Consider the following 16,239-nt stretch of genomic DNA (forward strand, 5'->3'; position numbering starts at 1 on the left):
CGTCACCCACACACCTCGGAGAAGCCGCCATGCTGCGACAAGCCCTGCTGCACAACGAACACGAGCCCGTTGACAACGACGGCTTTCGTCTGCGCGGCCTGGGCTTCTCGCGGCTGGATGCCTTCTCTGACGTCGTCTTCGGCTTCGCTCTGACCCTGCTCGTCGTCTCACTCGAAGTCCCCAAAAACTACGAGGAGCTCCACCACCTCTGGTACGGCTTCGTCCCCTTCGGCATCAGCTTTCTCCTGCTCATGCTCGTCTGGTACGGCCATTACACCTTCTTCCGCCGCTTCGGCACGCACGACGCAGGCACCGTCTGGCTCAACGGGCTCCTGCTCTTCGTCATCCTCTTCTACGTCTACCCGCTCAAATTCCTCTTCCTCTCCGCCTTTGGCCAGAGCGAAGTGGTCATGGCCGGCGACAACATGCGAGAAGTTGTCCTCCTCTTCGCCGCCGGCCTCGCCACCATCTACTTCCTCTTCTCTGCCCTCTACGCCAACGCCTACCGCCAGCGCGACAAGCTCGCGCTCACGCCCCTGGAGCGGATGCTGACGCGCAACTTCATCGTGGAAGAGGCCGGCACTGGCTTCGTCGGCGTCCTCGTCTGCCTGCTCGCAGCTGTCGTTCCACCGAACAGGGCGGGCATGACTTGCCTGCTCTTCATGGTCATCGGCGTCTGGAAGAGCGTCATGGGCAGGCGCTCCGGCCGGGCGGCCCGTCGCATGCATGCCCAGTCGGAAGCGATTCAAGCACCCGCTGACGCATAAGGGTGTCAGCGCGGGCACGCGCGGGTGCTACCCTGAAGGTCCATGAGTAATGAAACACTGAAAATAATCCCCCTGGGTGGACTGGGCGAGTTCGGTATGAACTGCATGGCCATCCAGTGGAAGGACGACATCGTCGTCATTGACGCCGGCCTGATGTTCCCCGAAGACGACCTCCTCGGCGTAGACATCGTAGTCCCCGACATCACCTACCTCCTTGAGAACCGCGAAAAGGTCCGCGGCATCCTCCTGACCCACGGTCACGAAGATCACATCGGCGGCCTGCCGCGCATCCTCTCGCAGCTCAACGTGCCCGTCTACGGCACGGAGTTCACGCTGACGCTGCTCGAAGGCAAGCTCGAAGAGCACAAGCTGCTCGACGACGCCGACATGATCGAGATGCTCCCCGGCGAAAGCTTCAGCCTCGGTGTCTTTAAAATCTCGCCCATCCGTGTGACCCACTCGCTGGTGGACTGCGTGGCCTTGGCCATCCGGACCCCCGTCGGCACCATCGTCCACACGGGCGACTTCAAGATCGATCTTGCATCGCCGGACGGCAAGCCCTTTGACCTGCACAGCTTCGCTGAGCTAGGCAAGGAAGGCGTCCTCCTGCTCCTCCAGGACAGCACCAACTGCGATCGGACCGGCTACACCCCCGGCGAACTCGCCGTGAAGCCGCGCCTCGATGAGATCTTCGCGCGGACCGAGAAGCGTCTCTTCTTCTCCTGCTTCTCGTCCTCGATCCACCGCATCAAGCTGGCGATGGATCTGGCACACAAGCATGGCCGTAAGGTCGCGCTCATCGGCCGCTCCATGGACAACGCCTCCGAAATCGCGATGGACCTGGGCTACATCAACCCGCCGCAGGGCCTCATCGTGCACTCCGGTGCCATCAAGGATCTGCCGCCCGAAAAGGTCTGCGTCATGATCAGCGGCACCCAGGGCGAACCCATGTCCGCCCTCAGCCGCGCCGCCGTAGACAACCACAAGCACGCACGCATCGAAGCCGGCGACACCGTCCTCTTCAGCTCGCGCGTCATCCCCGGCAACGAGAAGGCCATCTACAACGTCATCGATCACCTCTACCGCCGCAAGGCAAAGGTCATCCACGACGACGGCAAGAGCGGCCTCATCCACGTCAGCGGACACGCATCGCAGGAAGAGCTCCGGCTCATGATCAACCTGCTGCGACCCAAGTTCTTCGTGCCCGTCCACGGCGACTACCGCCACCTGACGCAGCACATTGAGGTGGCCACCGGCACCGGCATCCCCGGCAAGTGCGTCCTGCTCGAAGACGGCGAAGTCCTCGAACTCACCGCCACCTCCGCCGAGAAGACCGGCAAGGTCAACAGCGGTCGCATCCTCATCGACTCGGGCTCAACCTCCGACGTCGTCGAAGACATCATCATCCGCGACCGCCGTCACCTCTCCGAAGCAGGCCTCGTACTCGCCATCATCACCATCGACAAGATGAGCGGCAAGCTCGCGGGCCCGCCCGAAATCGTAACGCGCGGCTTCGCCGTCAACGAAGAAGGCATGATCAAGGACGCCCGCCGCATCATCGGCCAAACCCTTGAACAGTCCAGCAGCGAAGAAAAACGCGACTGGATGCTCATCAAGGAAAAGGTCCGCGCCGACCTCAAGCGCTACATCCAGAAAAACACTCAGCGCCGCCCCATGATCATGCCAGTCATTCTGGAAATCTGATCAGGCAGGCAGACTGCGCCAGGCAACAAGGAACCCCGCCATCACAGGCGGGGTTCTCGTCTTTTGGAGGACATCATAATCCGAAACCACTAAAAGGTAGTCGCAGCTCATAGGTTTCATCGCGAGGCCGTGAGAAGATTTCGCACCCACAGCTTTCCCCTACACCATCATGCTTGTCCGGTAGCAACGGCACCATTCCCTGATTCTCGGGATAACCTACGATGCATCAACAAGCCGGCGATGAGAAAGTAGACTCCGCCGAAGATCGCGTAGCCGCCCAGGTCCTTGATATGTGTCTTGTCGTGCAGCCCACCCAGGATGAAGGCCGCACCTGCCGCCGCGGATTGCAAACCACTCAGGATCATCGCCCACTGCCCGCCCAACTCTTTCCTGCGGGAGATGCTAATGGCGAGTTGCGCAACTCCGGCGACGAAGGCCCACCCACCAAAGATGACCACACCCTGTTGGGGAGTCTTGAAAGCAGTAAGGCCCATTCCGATCGCGGCCAAGGTCCCCAGGACCACGTTGACATAGTGTGCAGTGGATGGGCCGGAACGCGTGAAAGACTTCATGTCGAACACGGTGCACGCAACGTCCCACAGCGGGTAAAGGATGAGGAGACCGGCTGCTAACGGAGGATTACGGGCTGAGGTTGCGATGACGATAGCAGCCCAGAGTAGCTGGACGGCCGTGCGGGTGAAGTAAAGGTTGCGCAGCGAATGCGCTTGTGACTGATCTGCGTGGTAAGTAATTGACATATGGGCCTCGTAACTACCTTCTAGTTGGTAGGTTTAGTGAAAGAGAAAAGAATCGCCGATGTGGCCGGCTAGGACTTGCGTGTGGAGATACGTTGTAATGCGCCGGCCGCCACCGCGTGAAATACATCGCAGCTTCCAACGGCTCGGGCGGATAACATGGCGCCGTGGATGGTTGCCATGAACATCTGTGCTTCGTCTTCGGATGTCCCGTGAAGCTTTACCTTCCGCTTGCTAAGACCTTCCTCGAGCGTTTCGCGAATCCATCCACTCAACGCCAGAAAGTGTTGCTGAACCTCGGCGCGAACTTCCTCGGGAAGGCTCGGCAGTTCGGCTGCCAGCAGCGCTGCAATGCAGAACGGCTGGCTCTTGTCTCGCATGCAACCCTCCCAGTATTGGACATAGGCGTGCAGTCTTGCCAGGGGATCGACATGCTTTTCCGTCAGGAATCGTGTCCCTTCCAACAACTTTTCTCGATGATCTCTGAGGACCGCAACAACCAGGCTCGATTTCGTCGGAAAGTGATGATGAATACTCGCCTTCCGAATTTTGACCGCCTCGGCAATGTCGGCGTAGCTGAAAGCCGAGTAGCCCAGATCAGCGATCAGGGTCTTGGCGGTCTGGAGGATACGATCTGAGGTCTCTCCCTGCATACTTATGAGACTACCTACTAGTAGGATGCGATGCAAGAGAATCGAAATTAATTTGCGCGCACTTCTTGACTGGGCGGACCGCGCAAACCCGGGCAACTTGCTCAAAACCTCACGGCGCTTCGGTGCTTCGCGCCGGACGAACTACACCTTCAGCCCAATCAACCGCATTAACTCCACACCATTGCTCTTCGTCACAACACCATCCCTCAAACGAAAGTCGAATCGCATCTCGCCTTCCACGATGAAGTCCTGGAAATGCGCGTTCTTGATCCAGCCCTCACCTTTCTCGATCGCCGTCAGAGAAAGATCATGCGTGGTGAGGATGCCGATCGCGCCACAGTCCACAAGTTCTTGTGTGATCCCCGCAGCCCCAAGCAGCCGGTCATTGGAATTGGTTCCCTGCAGTAACTCATCAAGCAGAAACAACACCGGCAGTTCGCTCTTTCGCGCCAGCTCGCAAATCGCCTGTATCTTCTCGATCTCCGCGTAGAAACGCGACTTACCACGCAGCAGCGAATCATTCACGACAAGACTCGCTCCAACCGTCACCGGTGTGAGCTCCATCCGCCGCGCCCGTACGGGTGCACCACACATCGCCAGCACCACGTTTACGCCCACCGTTCGCATCAACGTGCTCTTCCCGGACATATTGGACCCGCTGATCAACAGCACCCTGGTCGTCCCGCCGATAGTCACACTGTTACGCACACAGGACGACGCGGGGATCAGCGGATGACCAACCTCCTGCATATCCAGATGTGCAGGACCATCCGTAAACGTGGGGAAGGGATCGTCCGGATGTTCATAGCTATAAGCGGCGATGGACAATAGCGCTTCCATCTCACCCAACGCATCAAGCCATACAGGCACGGCCTCACCATGCAGCTTGCGCCACCGTTGAATTGCGAATGCCAACTGCACGGAGTACATCAGCAGCAGGTCGAACGGCTTGAGTAAAGGATTGCTCAAGGTGTTCTTGTAAGACACGATCTTGCCCAGCGCATCAATAGCAGCGGAGGCAGACGTCTCATGAGAGAGCAGATCGCGCTTGAGTTCGATAAGCCGCTTCGTCTGGAAGTCCTCTCGCTCGATCTCACGAAAGAGTGCGGAGAACAGCTCCAAAGTTTTCAGGCTGTTGTCAGTCCCCCGCATCACCGCCGTCATCTGGTCTTTGAAGTAACGAGCCACGCATAGCTCAACCAGCAACACGGCAAGCAAAGGCAAACGTGTTCCGTCCTGCAGCCACGCGAACGTAGCGCAAAGTGCGAGTGCTGCAAGCACCAGCGCAACCCATCGCATCCATCCCTGCATGGATCCTGAGGGTGAAGTCGCCCACTGCCTTAGAGCCTCCGGAGCAACTCCTGCTTCCACTTCATTACCCGACACAGCCATGCGCTCTCGAAAGTCGACTTTGTCGTGAAGTTCCATCACCGCTTGCTGTCGCTGGTAAATCGTCTCCAGCGGCGCCGGGGCAATGAGCCACTGCAACAACCAGAGTTCGCCCATACGCGTCCTTGCAAGACAGAGAAGCTCAAAGAGACTTCCCTTTCCAACGATGTCTAAGTCACGCGCATAGAGGCTCGTTGCGATCAGGTCTGCTGGAAGCGATCGCTCCGAAGTCCGCGGCCAACGATCCTCCATGCGTGCCAGGCCCTTGCGGTAGAACTCTGCAGCCCGACGCGCACGCGCTTGTTGTCTCAGCACGCGAGAGTGCAGAACCGCCGTAACAACGAAGCCAAGCAACGGAATAACAAGCAGCAGTGGAGAAAAACAGTCGCGGACCAGGGATGTCCACGCCATCGCCACAATCGCGAATACAAGGAGAAGCCTGAGATAGCCAAACCAGACGTGCTGCGTCTCAAACGCTTGGACCCGCTGTTCGTGGAGACTTAGCCTACGCTTGGATTCGTCGGCCGGAGACGAGAAATGAGGAACCGCCATCTCCTCATTATCTGCTCGTTGATCGCCGCAAATGGACGCTGCACTGAAGCGCGCACGCTACAAATGATCGGCGGTCGTGCGAACGCTTTGAAAGTCCCAACTCCTACTCTTCGTGGACATTTGCACTTCCCCGAGCGGAGCTAAATGCACAGAACGGTGGCATAGTTAGATGCGTCACGATCAGGCTCACAGCCCAAAACACGCTCGTAGCCCAGATGTCCCCACTACAGAAGGGGGCTAGGCAATGCGCCCTCCTCAGACAGGCCGGTCCAACTCTGCGCAAGACTTCAGAAATCTACGTGTCTGAATACGCTGCAAGAATGTAACGTTGGTGCAGCGCCGACGCTTGAAGGCTCATAAGATGATCCCGCTATGAAGTTTTCTGCTGCCTCGCTCCTTCTCGGCATCCTCGCGGCGGCACTGCCTTTCGCAGCCCCCTCTCAGCCTCATCGCGAACCAGGCACATCGGCGAACCGAGCGGATACCGTCGAACATAATCTCGCGTCCATGTACTTCCTGCCCGGCAAACGTGCGACATACAAGCTTCAGCAGCGCATGAAGGAACTCCAGGTCCCTGGCGTCAGTATCGCCGCCATCCACAATGGCCACGTCGACTGGGCACGCGGCTATGGCGTCGCTGCGATCGGAGGTCCATCAGTCACACCCGACACACTCTTCGCCGCAGAGTCGATGAGCAAGCCAGTCACCGCACTCGCCGTACTAAAACTCTACGAACAGAAGCGGATCGATCTCGACCGCAACGTCAATGACTACCTGAAACGATGGAAGCTTCCCGAGAGCTCCTTGCCTGGGCCAAAAACCGTCACCATCCGTCAGTTACTCACACACACTTCTGGCATCGGCACACACAACGGCGAACTCTACGACCCATCCAAACCCCTGCCGACACTACTCAACGACCTGGACGGAACACCGCCTGCACGAACAGCGCCCGTACGCATCGAAGCAACACCAGGAACAGGATTCCGCTACGCCAACGGCGGCTATGTAGTCCTTCAACTCCTCGTGGAAGACATCACCGGCGAAAGCTTCACATCCTTTGTAGAACACACTGTCCTCGCCCCAGCAGGGATGACCAGCAGCAGCTACGAGGTCCCTCTGTCGGATCAGCTCTCAACCCACGCGGCCACAGCCTATCTTGGCGATCACGCGATCCCGCCACGCAAGTACTACAACCCCGACGCTGCAGCCGGCGGCCTATGGTCCACCGCGACAGACATGGCGAAACTACTTATCGAGCTGCAAAAGGAGTACGACGGCCATTCCTCGCGAATCCTGAAGCAATCGACCATCCGTCAAATGCTCGCACCCGGTCCACAGATGATGCCCGGCATGTTACAGGGTCTCGGCATCGTCGTCGGCGGCAAGCCCGGCGCTCACTTCATGGAACACGGCGGATCAGGCATCTTCCACGATGAGATGGTCGCCTACTTCCAGGGAAAACAGGACGGCGTCGTTGTGATGGCCAACGGCAGTAACGCCGGTGTCCTGGTGGAAGAAATACTCCGCAGCACGTCGACGGTGTACAACTGGCCCGACTTCCGCCAAAAGGCGCATCGTGCCATCCCATTCAACGTCAACTACGCCACAAAATTCGCGGGCAACTACGGCCCGATCCGGTTCGTCGCCGCGCCCGAGGGCCTGGCCGTCGAAATGCCCGCAGGCGTTACACCAGAGCGCGTCTACATGGATCGCCCCGGACACTTCTTTGTCCTCAGCGGCCCGCAGGAGTTCACCTTCATCGACGAAACAAACGGCCGCATGCAGGCCGTCCGCTTCATAACGCCCATGACAAATCTTCGATGGCAACGCGCAATCGTCGGATCGACCGGCCAATAAATTGGTTCTGCGAAGCGCCGGAGTTTAATAAAGAAGCGTAACTCGCATCGTCACGGCAGTCGCAGCAGCTAACTTCGCGCTGTTGCCAGGCGTGGGGATATAGGTCATCGTGGGCTGGAAGAAGAGATCGCCGACCAAACGCATCTGGTAGTAGCCTTGCAACATCGTCTCACTTCTTCGGAACCCATAACTCTCATTCAGGCGCGTCACGCCTGCACCAATGCCGAACGAATCGCTGGGGCGCTTGGGAATCAGACCGAAGCCTGTCAAACCCCCGCCAACATAAGTCTTGGCAATCAGTGTCTTCGATTGATTCATTCCAAATTGAAAGAAGCTAGTAATACCGCTGTTATCAACACGCGGCCGTCGGAGCCACAAACGCTGACTGGCAAACGCATAGAAGCCCTGCGCGCCGTCTTCTGTCCTTCCAGGACTTGATAACTTCCCCGTCTGGCCCCAGGCGCCTACTGCAATGGTTCCCGGCATTCCCCGCGAGCCAAGCTGCCACGCATAACCAGCCTCACCAACATGGAAGAAATATCCCTTGAACGACGGCACTGCGCGGAGTCCCGTCTGATCCTGACGAGCGCCCGTGCCGTCATACAGCCCGTAAGACAGATAGATTTTCTTAGTGGGCGCAAAACTCGCCGTCACACCATAAGCCGAGTTGTAATAGCCCGGCATAACTCCCAGCAACGTCGGATTCACAAAGACAGGCGTGTAAGCAAGACCCGAGACACTTGGAATGAAGAGGCTTGCGTCGTGGAGCTGTAGCGGACGCAGCACATTATTGAAATCATTTGTCGGGACGGTCTTTCCGACTCTCACCGTAAGCTTGTCGCGAAACAGTCGCTGCCGCCACCACATCTCGTAAAGCTCACTCCGAGCCAAGGGTGGTAGTCCGGGAAGACTGTTGTAGCCGACCACCGAACCCGCTTGTGCATTTGTTCTGCCGCCATTGAACTGAAGATAGTCAACGCCGAACTGTGCACCCGGAATCTTTAACCACTTATTCAGATCGATATTCAGATCCAGAAGCAACATACTGTTGAAGCTGGATTTTCCAGGTTCAGCACCGCCTGAGATCAGATAGTTCGCGTCGCCAAGCCATACGCCACCCAGACGAACTCCAGAGGCCTCGCGGATGCCAATCGTCCGGCCCAATCGGCCAGTGCCCGCCACAATGTCGACGGCGCCAGGGTTGGCGCTGAGACCGCTCTTGTCCTGGTCCTGCGCCCGTGTCGGCAACACCACAAGTAATCCATAAAACGCGATAAGCGCACTTCGACGAAGGGATCGCTTACAGAAGGGAGCTTGTGCCTCAACAGATCGGCGCTGCTCGTGCAGCCTGATCCCGCGCGCATAGTTTGTCATGAGCGTTGCAGATTACCATCACAACCCATCAGAGTCCATGCGACTTGAGAGGGAGGTCGGGCCACCAAAGACGAGTGCCGGCGCCCCCATAATTTTGTTGCACGAGCGCGACAGATCGATAAGATATGCTGAATCGCTCAGCAAGGGAAAGAAGATGACCAGCCATGCGCATTCTGGTCGCAACACCCCCGCTGGTCTTTTTCTGATTCGAGGGAGAATGCGCAAGTGTCGGACGTAAAAACGCAAGCCGGTATCACACATCAGGATCCCATCACGATCGTCACGCAGACTCGACCGATCGATGGGCAAGAGGAAGCCTTCAGAAGCTGGCAGGACGAAATCGGCGCAGAGGTCTCGAAATGGCCTGGCTTCGTCGAGCAGAAAATCATCCCCCCAAACCCGCCCGCGCAATTCGACTGGGTAACCCTGCTCCGCTTCTCGTCACTTGATGCCGGCACAGGATGGCTGCGTTCGCCGGTACGCCTCAAGCTGCTCGACAAACTGCAACCCATTCTCGCTGGTAGCGATGACGTTCACATCGTCAACGACGGCGCATCCGGCGTCCTTCCAGCGGCCGCTTCCCTCGTCATCTCGACGCGTCTGCTGCCGGGACAGGAAGGCCAGTACCGCAGTTGGGAACTGAAGATCGCAGCCGCACAGTCGCAGGCTCCCGGCTTTCGGGGATACAGGCTCCAGCCCCCGATCGAGGGTGTCCAGGAGGATTGGCTTTCAATCATTCGTTTCGATTCCCAACAGAATCTGGACAACTGGCTGAACTCCCCGGAGCGACTCAACCTGCTCAAAGAAGCGGAAGCATTCACTGACCGCTTCGCTACCCGTGTCGTACAAAGCGGCTTCGAACAGTGGTTCCCAAACAGTGGTGCTGCGCCCGTGCCCGTTTGGAAGCAGAACATGATCGTACTTCTGATGCTCTACCCGGAAGTCTTCCTGTTTGGATGGTTTGTTCAGCAACCGCTACTCATGAAGCGCCTGCACTGGCCCTTCTACCTTGCTCTCTTTGCAGGTAACTCAGTCGGCATTCTGCTCATGAATAAGCTCGTACCGTGGACCAGCAATCGTTTCAGCTGGTGGCTAAGGTCGACGGACAAAAAGACCACCTTGATTGGACTTGGGGTTGTTCTCTCTCTCTACGCGCTCTTGCTCTTTGTTTTTTCCCACCTGTAACGAATGCGGAAGGCATGAAGACTCGCAGGTCTTCGGAAGACCGCTGAAATCTCTTGTGTGCTTAAAACGGTGTGTCGCTCCGGAGCGATGAAGACAGCTCCGGAGCGACTCCCCTTCTAACGACCCTTTACGGCGCTCTTCTTAGGGGCGGCTGAGGAGCCTGCCTTCTTCGGCGACGCCTTCACGGCAACAGCCTTCCGTGACGAAGACCGAGCGGTCTTCACTGAAGCGGTCTTCTTTGCTGCACTCTTTCCTGCGGCTTTCTTGTTGCCTGACTTATAAGCAGCAAGTTGCCGCTTGGTCGGCGCCTTTCCTCCGCCAGAGGAATCGTTCTGACCATTCGACGCGCTGCCGTTGTCCATCCCTGATTCGGCGGCGCTCGATGTGACCAAAGCGAAAGCTTTCGTTGCATCCGGTATCGGAATGAAGCGAGTCGATGTCGGCGTGATTTCGATCATCCCCGCGGGTATGACAGATACCTGGCCGCCGCCTCCGCCACCGCCCTCTTGCTTGGCCACGCGGCGATAAGCACCGGGCGTGCTACCCCCTGCACCGAAGTCGTATCGCACCCAGGCCACTGGAATGATGGTTCGATCCGCTACGGAGATAGGCTCGGCAAATGCCAGCTTCCCGCTTGCGAATGTGCTGATCTGTTCGCCAATCGTCTTCAAAATCTTTGGTACATCCATTATTTCTCTCCGTCAGAGTGCAGCGTGATTACTTGGAATAGGAAGCTGAGAAAAGGCAGCAGGAAAAAATGTCACAACAACTACCGGTCGATCATTCGTGCGCGCGACAAGTCGAGCCTGTCGAGTTGCACCATCGTAGCTGGAATCAGACCATCGCCCTAGCAATAATCGCTGACGTAGTCCCACTGAGCTCTCAAGAACACGTCCCTTAGCTACGGCGCTCCCAACGTCGCGAAGGCTCGTACTGGAAATGTTCCCATTCCCTTCACCTTCACCGGCACCGCCGTAAAGCGAAAGCCACTCGTTGGCAACTCCTCAATACGACACATATGTTCCACGATCGGAATTCCCGCACCCAGCAGAATCGTGTGGACGGGCCGCGCCCCATCGCTCGTATCGTCGATGTTGTACGAATCGATCCCTACCAACACCGCACCCGCATCGCGCAGATATTCTGCCGCTTCACGCGTGAGAAAGCTGTGACCCTCAAAGTACTGCTCAGTGGCCCAATGGCGCGACCATCCGGTTTCCACCAGCACCGCCTTACCGCGCACCTCCAGCGGCAGGAATACCTCTCGGCCCACGGCACGGCCCTCTCGCTCCGTTACCCGCGCTACAACCGCGTCCAGTCCCACCAGCGAAGCCAGCTCCAACTCCGATAGGTCCTTCCCGTATTCGAAGCGATGGAAGGGGCTGTCCAGATAAGTGCCGGTATTCGCGACCATATCGATCCGCCCAATCTGGAAGCTGGTGTCTGCGTCATAGTATTTGCGCGAGTCCTCACGACTCAGAAAGTCACAGATCACCGGAGCCGGAAATCCCTTCAACGTGACCAGCCCCTCATGCACGGTGTGACTCAGATCCACATAGGTCGGCACTGACAAACGATTCACGTCTGCGCTGCTGCCGGCCACGCAACGCTTGTGTCGCTCTTCGATAATTTGTTTATTCAGAATGCGGACTCCGTCCACCATCAACAGGCGCAGATCGCGCACCACCGCATCGCTGAGATCACAATCGGCAATCTCTTCGCCATCGATGTCGAGTCGGAAGCCTTGCCCTTGCAGACCGCCGCCATTCAGAAAGTCGACCTCAAAATCGAAAACCGCTCGCTTGTCCTTTGAGTGCTTGAGAATCATCGTTCTCCTCTACAAACAGGACTCTATCCGCAGTCTAGATGTGCAGCACCGCGAAACACGAATCATCAACAGCAGAGAGAAACCAGTCCCTTCGAATGCGCTGCTGGAAAACCTCCACTTGTCTACTTGGATCGCCTTCGAAGCCGAACTGTGGGACCATAAGAGGCCGCAAATGCGGTGCGTCCTGGCGATGTGTAGTGCCAAGTCCAAGTACGAAACCGTAGTTTCGATCCAGATGCGGGACCATGAACACGCAGCGAAGCTTTGTAGGAGAACTCGAATGACGCGATCCGTAGCAACATTGGCTCTGGTACTTCTGCCGGTGCTATTACCCGGCCAGACAACTCACCCGCCCGCCAGCGCAGATGCCACGGTCGCACAGGCTAAGACGCAGCAATCGAACCAGCCACTGAGCGCCATACTGATGCAGGACGTGGATGCAAGACGCGTAAAGATTGGCGACCCGGTAAAGGTGCGTACCTACTCCGGCCTCACTCTCGCAGGCGGTACCCGTATCGCTCCGGGCGCGGTCATGACCGGACACTTCACGCAAGTATCAAAGCTCGGTAAAGGCTCGATCGAGTCGCGCCTCGCCATGGTCTTTGATCAGGTCCAGGTCTCCGGTGGGCAGTTCAGAGCCGTCCACATGGGCATCGCCGGTCTTGCTGCAGCGCCGCCTCCCATCGAAATTGAAAACGATTCGGAGATCGGCGCAAGCTCTGCTTCGCCGTTCCCAGGCGCTCGCTCGACAGGCATCAACGTGGATCCTTCCAACCAAAGGAGCACCGGGGCCACAACGGGTGGGACCGGGGGCACCCGTGTCACACGCGGCTTGCCAGGCCAGACAAACGGTTCTCAGATCGACGGCAGAAACGGCCCTCAGATAAACCTTCCCGGCGATCACATCGGCGCGATGGCAAGCGTCGGCTCCACCGTTCCCGGCATAAGTCTGAGTCCAAGTCCTGCGGACCGATCGGTACTCGTATCAACGTCGAACAACATCGAACTCCGGGCAGGCACGCCACTGGTGCTACTTCCAATCGCAGACACGCAGCAATAAATCCACCACCACATTGCACTGAGACCCGGCGTCGTGAATCGTCCGGTCCAGACCATCTTCTCTCGGCAATAAGAAGGCCGTCGCCCCATCAGGAGCGACGGCCTTTCAACGTTGCTTCGTTTAGAGTCCGGCCATTGACATAGGAGCGGCATCGCCGCCCTTCGCCATGATCTCCGCCAGCCCATGCAGACGCTTCGCATCAGCCGGTGTCTTCGCCGTCATAGCCGCCTTCTCCAACTGCGGAGCGACGGACTTCAGTTTGGCCGCGTCCTTCTTCGATGTACCGGCCTTCTCGATTGCGCTGCGCAGGGCCGCAATCTTTGCCGCAGGCAGACTCTCGCCACGGCCCAGTTGATCCAGGTAAGCCTTCGCCGTGATGAACGTTGCAGGCCACACAATCTGCGGCTGGTTCTGCACATTCAGTTCCGTAAACGTGATCTGGTTGGCTGCATCGATCTCGTTCTGAGTAAGGAACTCGGTCGGCAACAGCTTCATCACATCCAGGCCGCGCGAAATCTCAGACCCGTAGATGAAGCCGTTATACCAGTACGTCGACCACTGGCCGCCCATGGCAAACTTCTTCCCGTTGATCGGCCCACGATCGTAATAGCCGATCTCCATCGGATGCGCAGGATCTGTCCAGTCCACAATCGAGATGCCACCCTGATACCAGCTCTGCACATGCAGTGCCCGGCCCGGAACCGGAATCTCGGACCCGTTGTGGGCCACGCAATTCTCCTGGTCTGTCTGCGCCGCCGGCATCTTGTAATACGACTGCAGCGTCATCTTGTTGTTCGCGTCCAGCTTAAAAATGGCATCCGCCCCCCAGTTCATCGGGTCCGTCGCACGGCAGCGCGGTTGACCGCCTCCGCCCCACTCGTCACTGAACAGAATGGCCTTGCCGTCGTTGCTGAAGTTGGCCGAATGCCAGAAGGCATAGTTTGGATCGCTCACGGCATCCAGCCGCTTCGGATTCACCGGATCGCTGATGTCCAGCAGGATGCCATTGCCCGAGCACGCACCCGCCGCCAGGTGATACGCGGAGTAGACCGTGATGTCATGGCAGCCACGCGTTGCGCTCGTCGTCTGCGTACCCTCGCCATGCTTGCCGCCCTTCCACAGGCCGTTCATATCGCCCGTCGTTGGATCGGTAAAGATGCGAGGACTGCTCACAATCTTAGCCATCTCAGGATGCGCCAACGGCACCTTGATCACCACGATGGTGAACAGCGCCGTATCCGGATTCACCGTCGGGTCCGCGCCACTGCAGCCAGACAGTTCCTTCTCGTCGCGCACACCGGCCGAACCGGAGATGTACACGTAAATGTTGTCCTTATCCTTCGGATCAACCAGCAGCGTATGCGTGTGCGATCCACGGCAGGTTTGTACATCCACAATCTGGCGAGGCTTCGTCACATCACTGATGTCGAAGATTCGGATGCCGCGCACGCGGTCCTTTTCCGCCGGAGCTGGCGGAGGAGCCGGTCGTCCTGCAGGCGGAGCACCCTCAACAGGCGCAGCAGGTGGCGGAGGTGCTGCCGCGGCAGCCGCCACAGCAGCAGCGGCCGCGGCCTCCATCGACGCAAAGCCCTGCACACCACAATCCACGCGGCCGTTCGCAGCCTCTACGCTCATAAACATCAGGTGGCCGTACACCGACACGTCACCCTGTCCGCCAGGACACACCATGCTCGTTACCAGCTTCGTCTTCGCCGGATCGCTCGCGTCATAGGTGTTGACGCCGTAGTAATTCCCCACAAAAACATACTTCCCTTGAAAAGCCAGGTCCGAGTTCGTCGTGCCATAAGGTGCCGGTGCAGGCGCCACGCGCGGTTGACCCGGCTTCGGCGGCGTCGGTGCAGGAGCCGCCTCCCACGCCGCAACCTTCGACTCGTCCGGCGCAAAGCCCGCTGGCTTGGCGATCGTCGTCAACATCTCCAGCCCCTTCGCCGCAACACCCGCATCGTAAAGACCGGCCTTTAAACCAATGCGAGGATCACTCACCGCCCGCGGGTTCACATACACGCTGGAAGTCGGTGTGATCGCCGGCGGTTTGTCGTGATCCATCTGCGCTTGGGACGAAAGGCTCGCGAGCACTGCAGCAGCCGCAGCGGAGACGCGAAGGAGAGAAAGACGATCAAACCGGTTCATGGATTTACCTTTCGGAGAATGCCCTTCATGATGTCGATCTCTGCAAGCTGCGTGTTATCAACGTCATTCGCAAAGTCGAAAAGCTGTGGGTCCTGACCCGCACCCGGACTGTCAAAAAGCTGCTTCACCATCAGCAACGCACCGCTGTGGTGCTGAATCATCCCGGTAAGAAATAACCTGTCGAATGCCTCTCCGTTCGACCGCCGCAGCGTCGCCATCTGCCGTGGTGTCAGCATCCCCGGCATCATCGCCACATCCATCGGATCAGACTTCGCCGCCTCCGCCGCTTTCGGTGCCGTCGCCATACCAGCCATCTGCGAGTGGTCCATATGCGCGTGATCCATGGCGGAGTGATCCATACCGGCCATGCTGCCGTGATCCATGCCACTCATCTGCGTATGGTCCATCCCCGGCATGGACTCCAGCGTCTCCGGCGCAATCCCACGCTCGGCCAGCCACTGCTTCATCCAGCGGATCTCGTCACTCTGCGAGACATCGATCTTCCGCCCCAGCTCCTGCAACTCCGGGTTGCTGGTGCGAGTCTTCAACAGCGCCGTCATCTCAACCGCCTGGCCATGATGCATGATCATGTCCTGCATAAAGCGGATATCCGCCTCCGAAAGAGGTCGCGCCACCGAAACTGCCGTCACCTCGGTCAGCGTCTTGCTTGGCTGTCCCGGAGCGCCCGGCTGCACAATCACCGGCGCCTGCTGCGCAAACGCAGAAGACGCACTAAGACAGAGCGCTGCGAGACACAAACGGAAAAACCGTGAAGCCATGACAATCTCCGTGAAGATGCGGGCCTGACAGATGAAAGCGGTGATTCAGTATCCGGTACAACCGCGTGTTCAGCAACAGTTATGTGAAATGACCATCAACTCGACGAAAGATCGAACGCCCAGATCAGGACATCAGAGCAACCTCTGTTTCGTAAGAGCTCAGAAGCTTCGCGTTCCGCTCG

Annotated in this window: 13 protein-coding genes; 5 read left to right on the forward strand and 8 right to left on the reverse strand. The window is 58.2% G+C overall.

The window, feature by feature from the left end:
* Positions 1 to 29 precede the first annotated feature (29 nt).
* Entirely contained in the window at positions 30 to 767 is a 738-nt protein-coding gene (locus TERRO_RS16180) for a TMEM175 family protein (protein ID WP_014786771.1), read from the forward strand.
* Between the two features lie 42 nt (positions 768 to 809).
* Positions 810 to 2,471 carry a ribonuclease J gene (locus TERRO_RS16185; protein WP_014786772.1) on the forward strand — a complete coding sequence of 554 codons (1,662 nt, stop codon included), beginning with the start codon at positions 810 to 812 and terminating at the stop codon, positions 2,469 to 2,471.
* Between the two features lie 167 nt (positions 2,472 to 2,638).
* On the opposite strand, the gene TERRO_RS16190 is transcribed toward TERRO_RS16185, so the two are convergent.
* The 3 genes from TERRO_RS16190 to TERRO_RS16200 form a co-directional block, all read right to left on the reverse strand.
* Complete coding sequence (locus TERRO_RS16190; RefSeq protein ID WP_014786773.1) at positions 2,639 to 3,229, reverse strand: hypothetical protein; 591 nt, start codon at positions 3,227 to 3,229, stop codon at positions 2,639 to 2,641.
* 68 nt (positions 3,230 to 3,297) lie between these two features.
* Positions 3,298 to 3,879 (reverse strand): TetR/AcrR family transcriptional regulator, encoded by a 582-nt coding sequence (locus tag TERRO_RS16195; protein ID WP_014786774.1) that lies wholly within the window; start codon positions 3,877 to 3,879, stop codon positions 3,298 to 3,300.
* Between the two features lie 141 nt (positions 3,880 to 4,020).
* On the reverse strand, positions 4,021 to 5,385 hold the full coding sequence (locus TERRO_RS16200) for a MutS-related protein (RefSeq protein ID WP_245536126.1): 1,365 nt from the start codon (positions 5,383 to 5,385) through the stop codon (positions 4,021 to 4,023).
* Between the two features lie 807 nt (positions 5,386 to 6,192).
* On the opposite strand from TERRO_RS16200, the gene TERRO_RS16205 reads away from it, so the two are divergent.
* Positions 6,193 to 7,680 (forward strand): serine hydrolase domain-containing protein, encoded by a 1,488-nt coding sequence (locus TERRO_RS16205; protein WP_014786776.1) that lies wholly within the window; start codon positions 6,193 to 6,195, stop codon positions 7,678 to 7,680.
* A 24-nt stretch (positions 7,681 to 7,704) separates the two neighbouring features.
* On the opposite strand, the gene TERRO_RS16210 is transcribed toward TERRO_RS16205, so the two are convergent.
* Positions 7,705 to 8,931: a carbohydrate porin gene (locus tag TERRO_RS16210; protein ID WP_157178409.1), complete on the reverse strand. Its 1,227-nt coding sequence runs from the start codon at positions 8,929 to 8,931 to the stop codon at positions 7,705 to 7,707.
* A 348-nt stretch (positions 8,932 to 9,279) separates the two neighbouring features.
* On the opposite strand from TERRO_RS16210, the gene TERRO_RS16215 reads away from it, so the two are divergent.
* Complete coding sequence (locus TERRO_RS16215; protein ID WP_014786778.1) at positions 9,280 to 10,239, forward strand: antibiotic biosynthesis monooxygenase; 960 nt, start codon at positions 9,280 to 9,282, stop codon at positions 10,237 to 10,239.
* 116 nt (positions 10,240 to 10,355) lie between these two features.
* Here the strand turns inward: TERRO_RS16215 and TERRO_RS16220 are convergent, their stop codons facing one another.
* Together TERRO_RS16220 and TERRO_RS16225 are read right to left on the reverse strand one after the other, a co-directional pair.
* The gene (locus tag TERRO_RS16220) at positions 10,356 to 10,928 is read right to left on the reverse strand and encodes a GerW family sporulation protein (RefSeq protein ID WP_014786779.1); all 573 of its coding nucleotides are present in this window, start codon (positions 10,926 to 10,928) and stop codon (positions 10,356 to 10,358) included.
* 212 nt (positions 10,929 to 11,140) lie between these two features.
* A complete protein-coding gene (locus TERRO_RS16225) occupies positions 11,141 to 12,067 on the reverse strand; it encodes a cyclase family protein (RefSeq protein WP_014786780.1) in 927 nt (308 codons plus the stop codon).
* Between the two features lie 280 nt (positions 12,068 to 12,347).
* On the opposite strand from TERRO_RS16225, the gene TERRO_RS16230 reads away from it, so the two are divergent.
* The gene (locus TERRO_RS16230; RefSeq protein WP_014786781.1) at positions 12,348 to 13,127 is read left to right on the forward strand and encodes a hypothetical protein; all 780 of its coding nucleotides are present in this window, start codon (positions 12,348 to 12,350) and stop codon (positions 13,125 to 13,127) included.
* Positions 13,128 to 13,247: 120 nt separating this feature from the next.
* Here the strand turns inward: TERRO_RS16230 and TERRO_RS16235 are convergent, their stop codons facing one another.
* Both TERRO_RS16235 and TERRO_RS16240 read right to left on the reverse strand, forming a co-directional pair.
* Positions 13,248 to 15,278 (reverse strand): LVIVD repeat-containing protein, encoded by a 2,031-nt coding sequence (locus TERRO_RS16235; protein WP_014786782.1) that lies wholly within the window; start codon positions 15,276 to 15,278, stop codon positions 13,248 to 13,250.
* The gene (locus TERRO_RS16240) at positions 15,275 to 16,057 is read right to left on the reverse strand and encodes a DUF305 domain-containing protein (RefSeq protein WP_014786783.1); all 783 of its coding nucleotides are present in this window, start codon (positions 16,055 to 16,057) and stop codon (positions 15,275 to 15,277) included. Before TERRO_RS16240 ends, TERRO_RS16235 begins: the two co-directional genes overlap by 4 nt.
* Between the last annotated feature and the right edge of the window lie 182 nt (positions 16,058 to 16,239).

The organism is Terriglobus roseus DSM 18391 (assembly GCF_000265425.1).
In the GTDB taxonomy this organism is placed as follows: domain Bacteria; phylum Acidobacteriota; class Terriglobia; order Terriglobales; family Acidobacteriaceae; genus Terriglobus; species Terriglobus roseus.

What these genes read in the sequence shown, in the direction of transcription:
- TERRO_RS16185 (WP_014786772.1), top strand. Translation starts at nt 810, where the DNA reads ATGAGTAATGAAACACTGAAAATAATCCCCCTGGGTGGACTGGGCGAG.
- TERRO_RS16190 (WP_014786773.1), bottom strand. Translation starts at nt 3,229, where the DNA reads ATGTCAATTACTTACCACGCAGATCAGTCACAAGCGCATTCGCTGCGC.
- TERRO_RS16225 (WP_014786780.1), bottom strand. Translation starts at nt 12,067, where the DNA reads ATGATTCTCAAGCACTCAAAGGACAAGCGAGCGGTTTTCGATTTTGAG.
- TERRO_RS16180 (WP_014786771.1), top strand. Translation starts at nt 30, where the DNA reads ATGCTGCGACAAGCCCTGCTGCACAACGAACACGAGCCCGTTGACAAC.
- TERRO_RS16200 (WP_245536126.1), bottom strand. Translation starts at nt 5,385, where the DNA reads ATGGGCGAACTCTGGTTGTTGCAGTGGCTCATTGCCCCGGCGCCGCTG.
- TERRO_RS16220 (WP_014786779.1), bottom strand. Translation starts at nt 10,928, where the DNA reads ATGGATGTACCAAAGATTTTGAAGACGATTGGCGAACAGATCAGCACA.
- TERRO_RS16235 (WP_014786782.1), bottom strand. Translation starts at nt 15,278, where the DNA reads ATGAACCGGTTTGATCGTCTTTCTCTCCTTCGCGTCTCCGCTGCGGCT.
- TERRO_RS16195 (WP_014786774.1), bottom strand. Translation starts at nt 3,879, where the DNA reads ATGCAGGGAGAGACCTCAGATCGTATCCTCCAGACCGCCAAGACCCTG.
- TERRO_RS16205 (WP_014786776.1), top strand. Translation starts at nt 6,193, where the DNA reads ATGAAGTTTTCTGCTGCCTCGCTCCTTCTCGGCATCCTCGCGGCGGCA.
- TERRO_RS16230 (WP_014786781.1), top strand. Translation starts at nt 12,348, where the DNA reads ATGACGCGATCCGTAGCAACATTGGCTCTGGTACTTCTGCCGGTGCTA.
- TERRO_RS16240 (WP_014786783.1), bottom strand. Translation starts at nt 16,057, where the DNA reads ATGGCTTCACGGTTTTTCCGTTTGTGTCTCGCAGCGCTCTGTCTTAGT.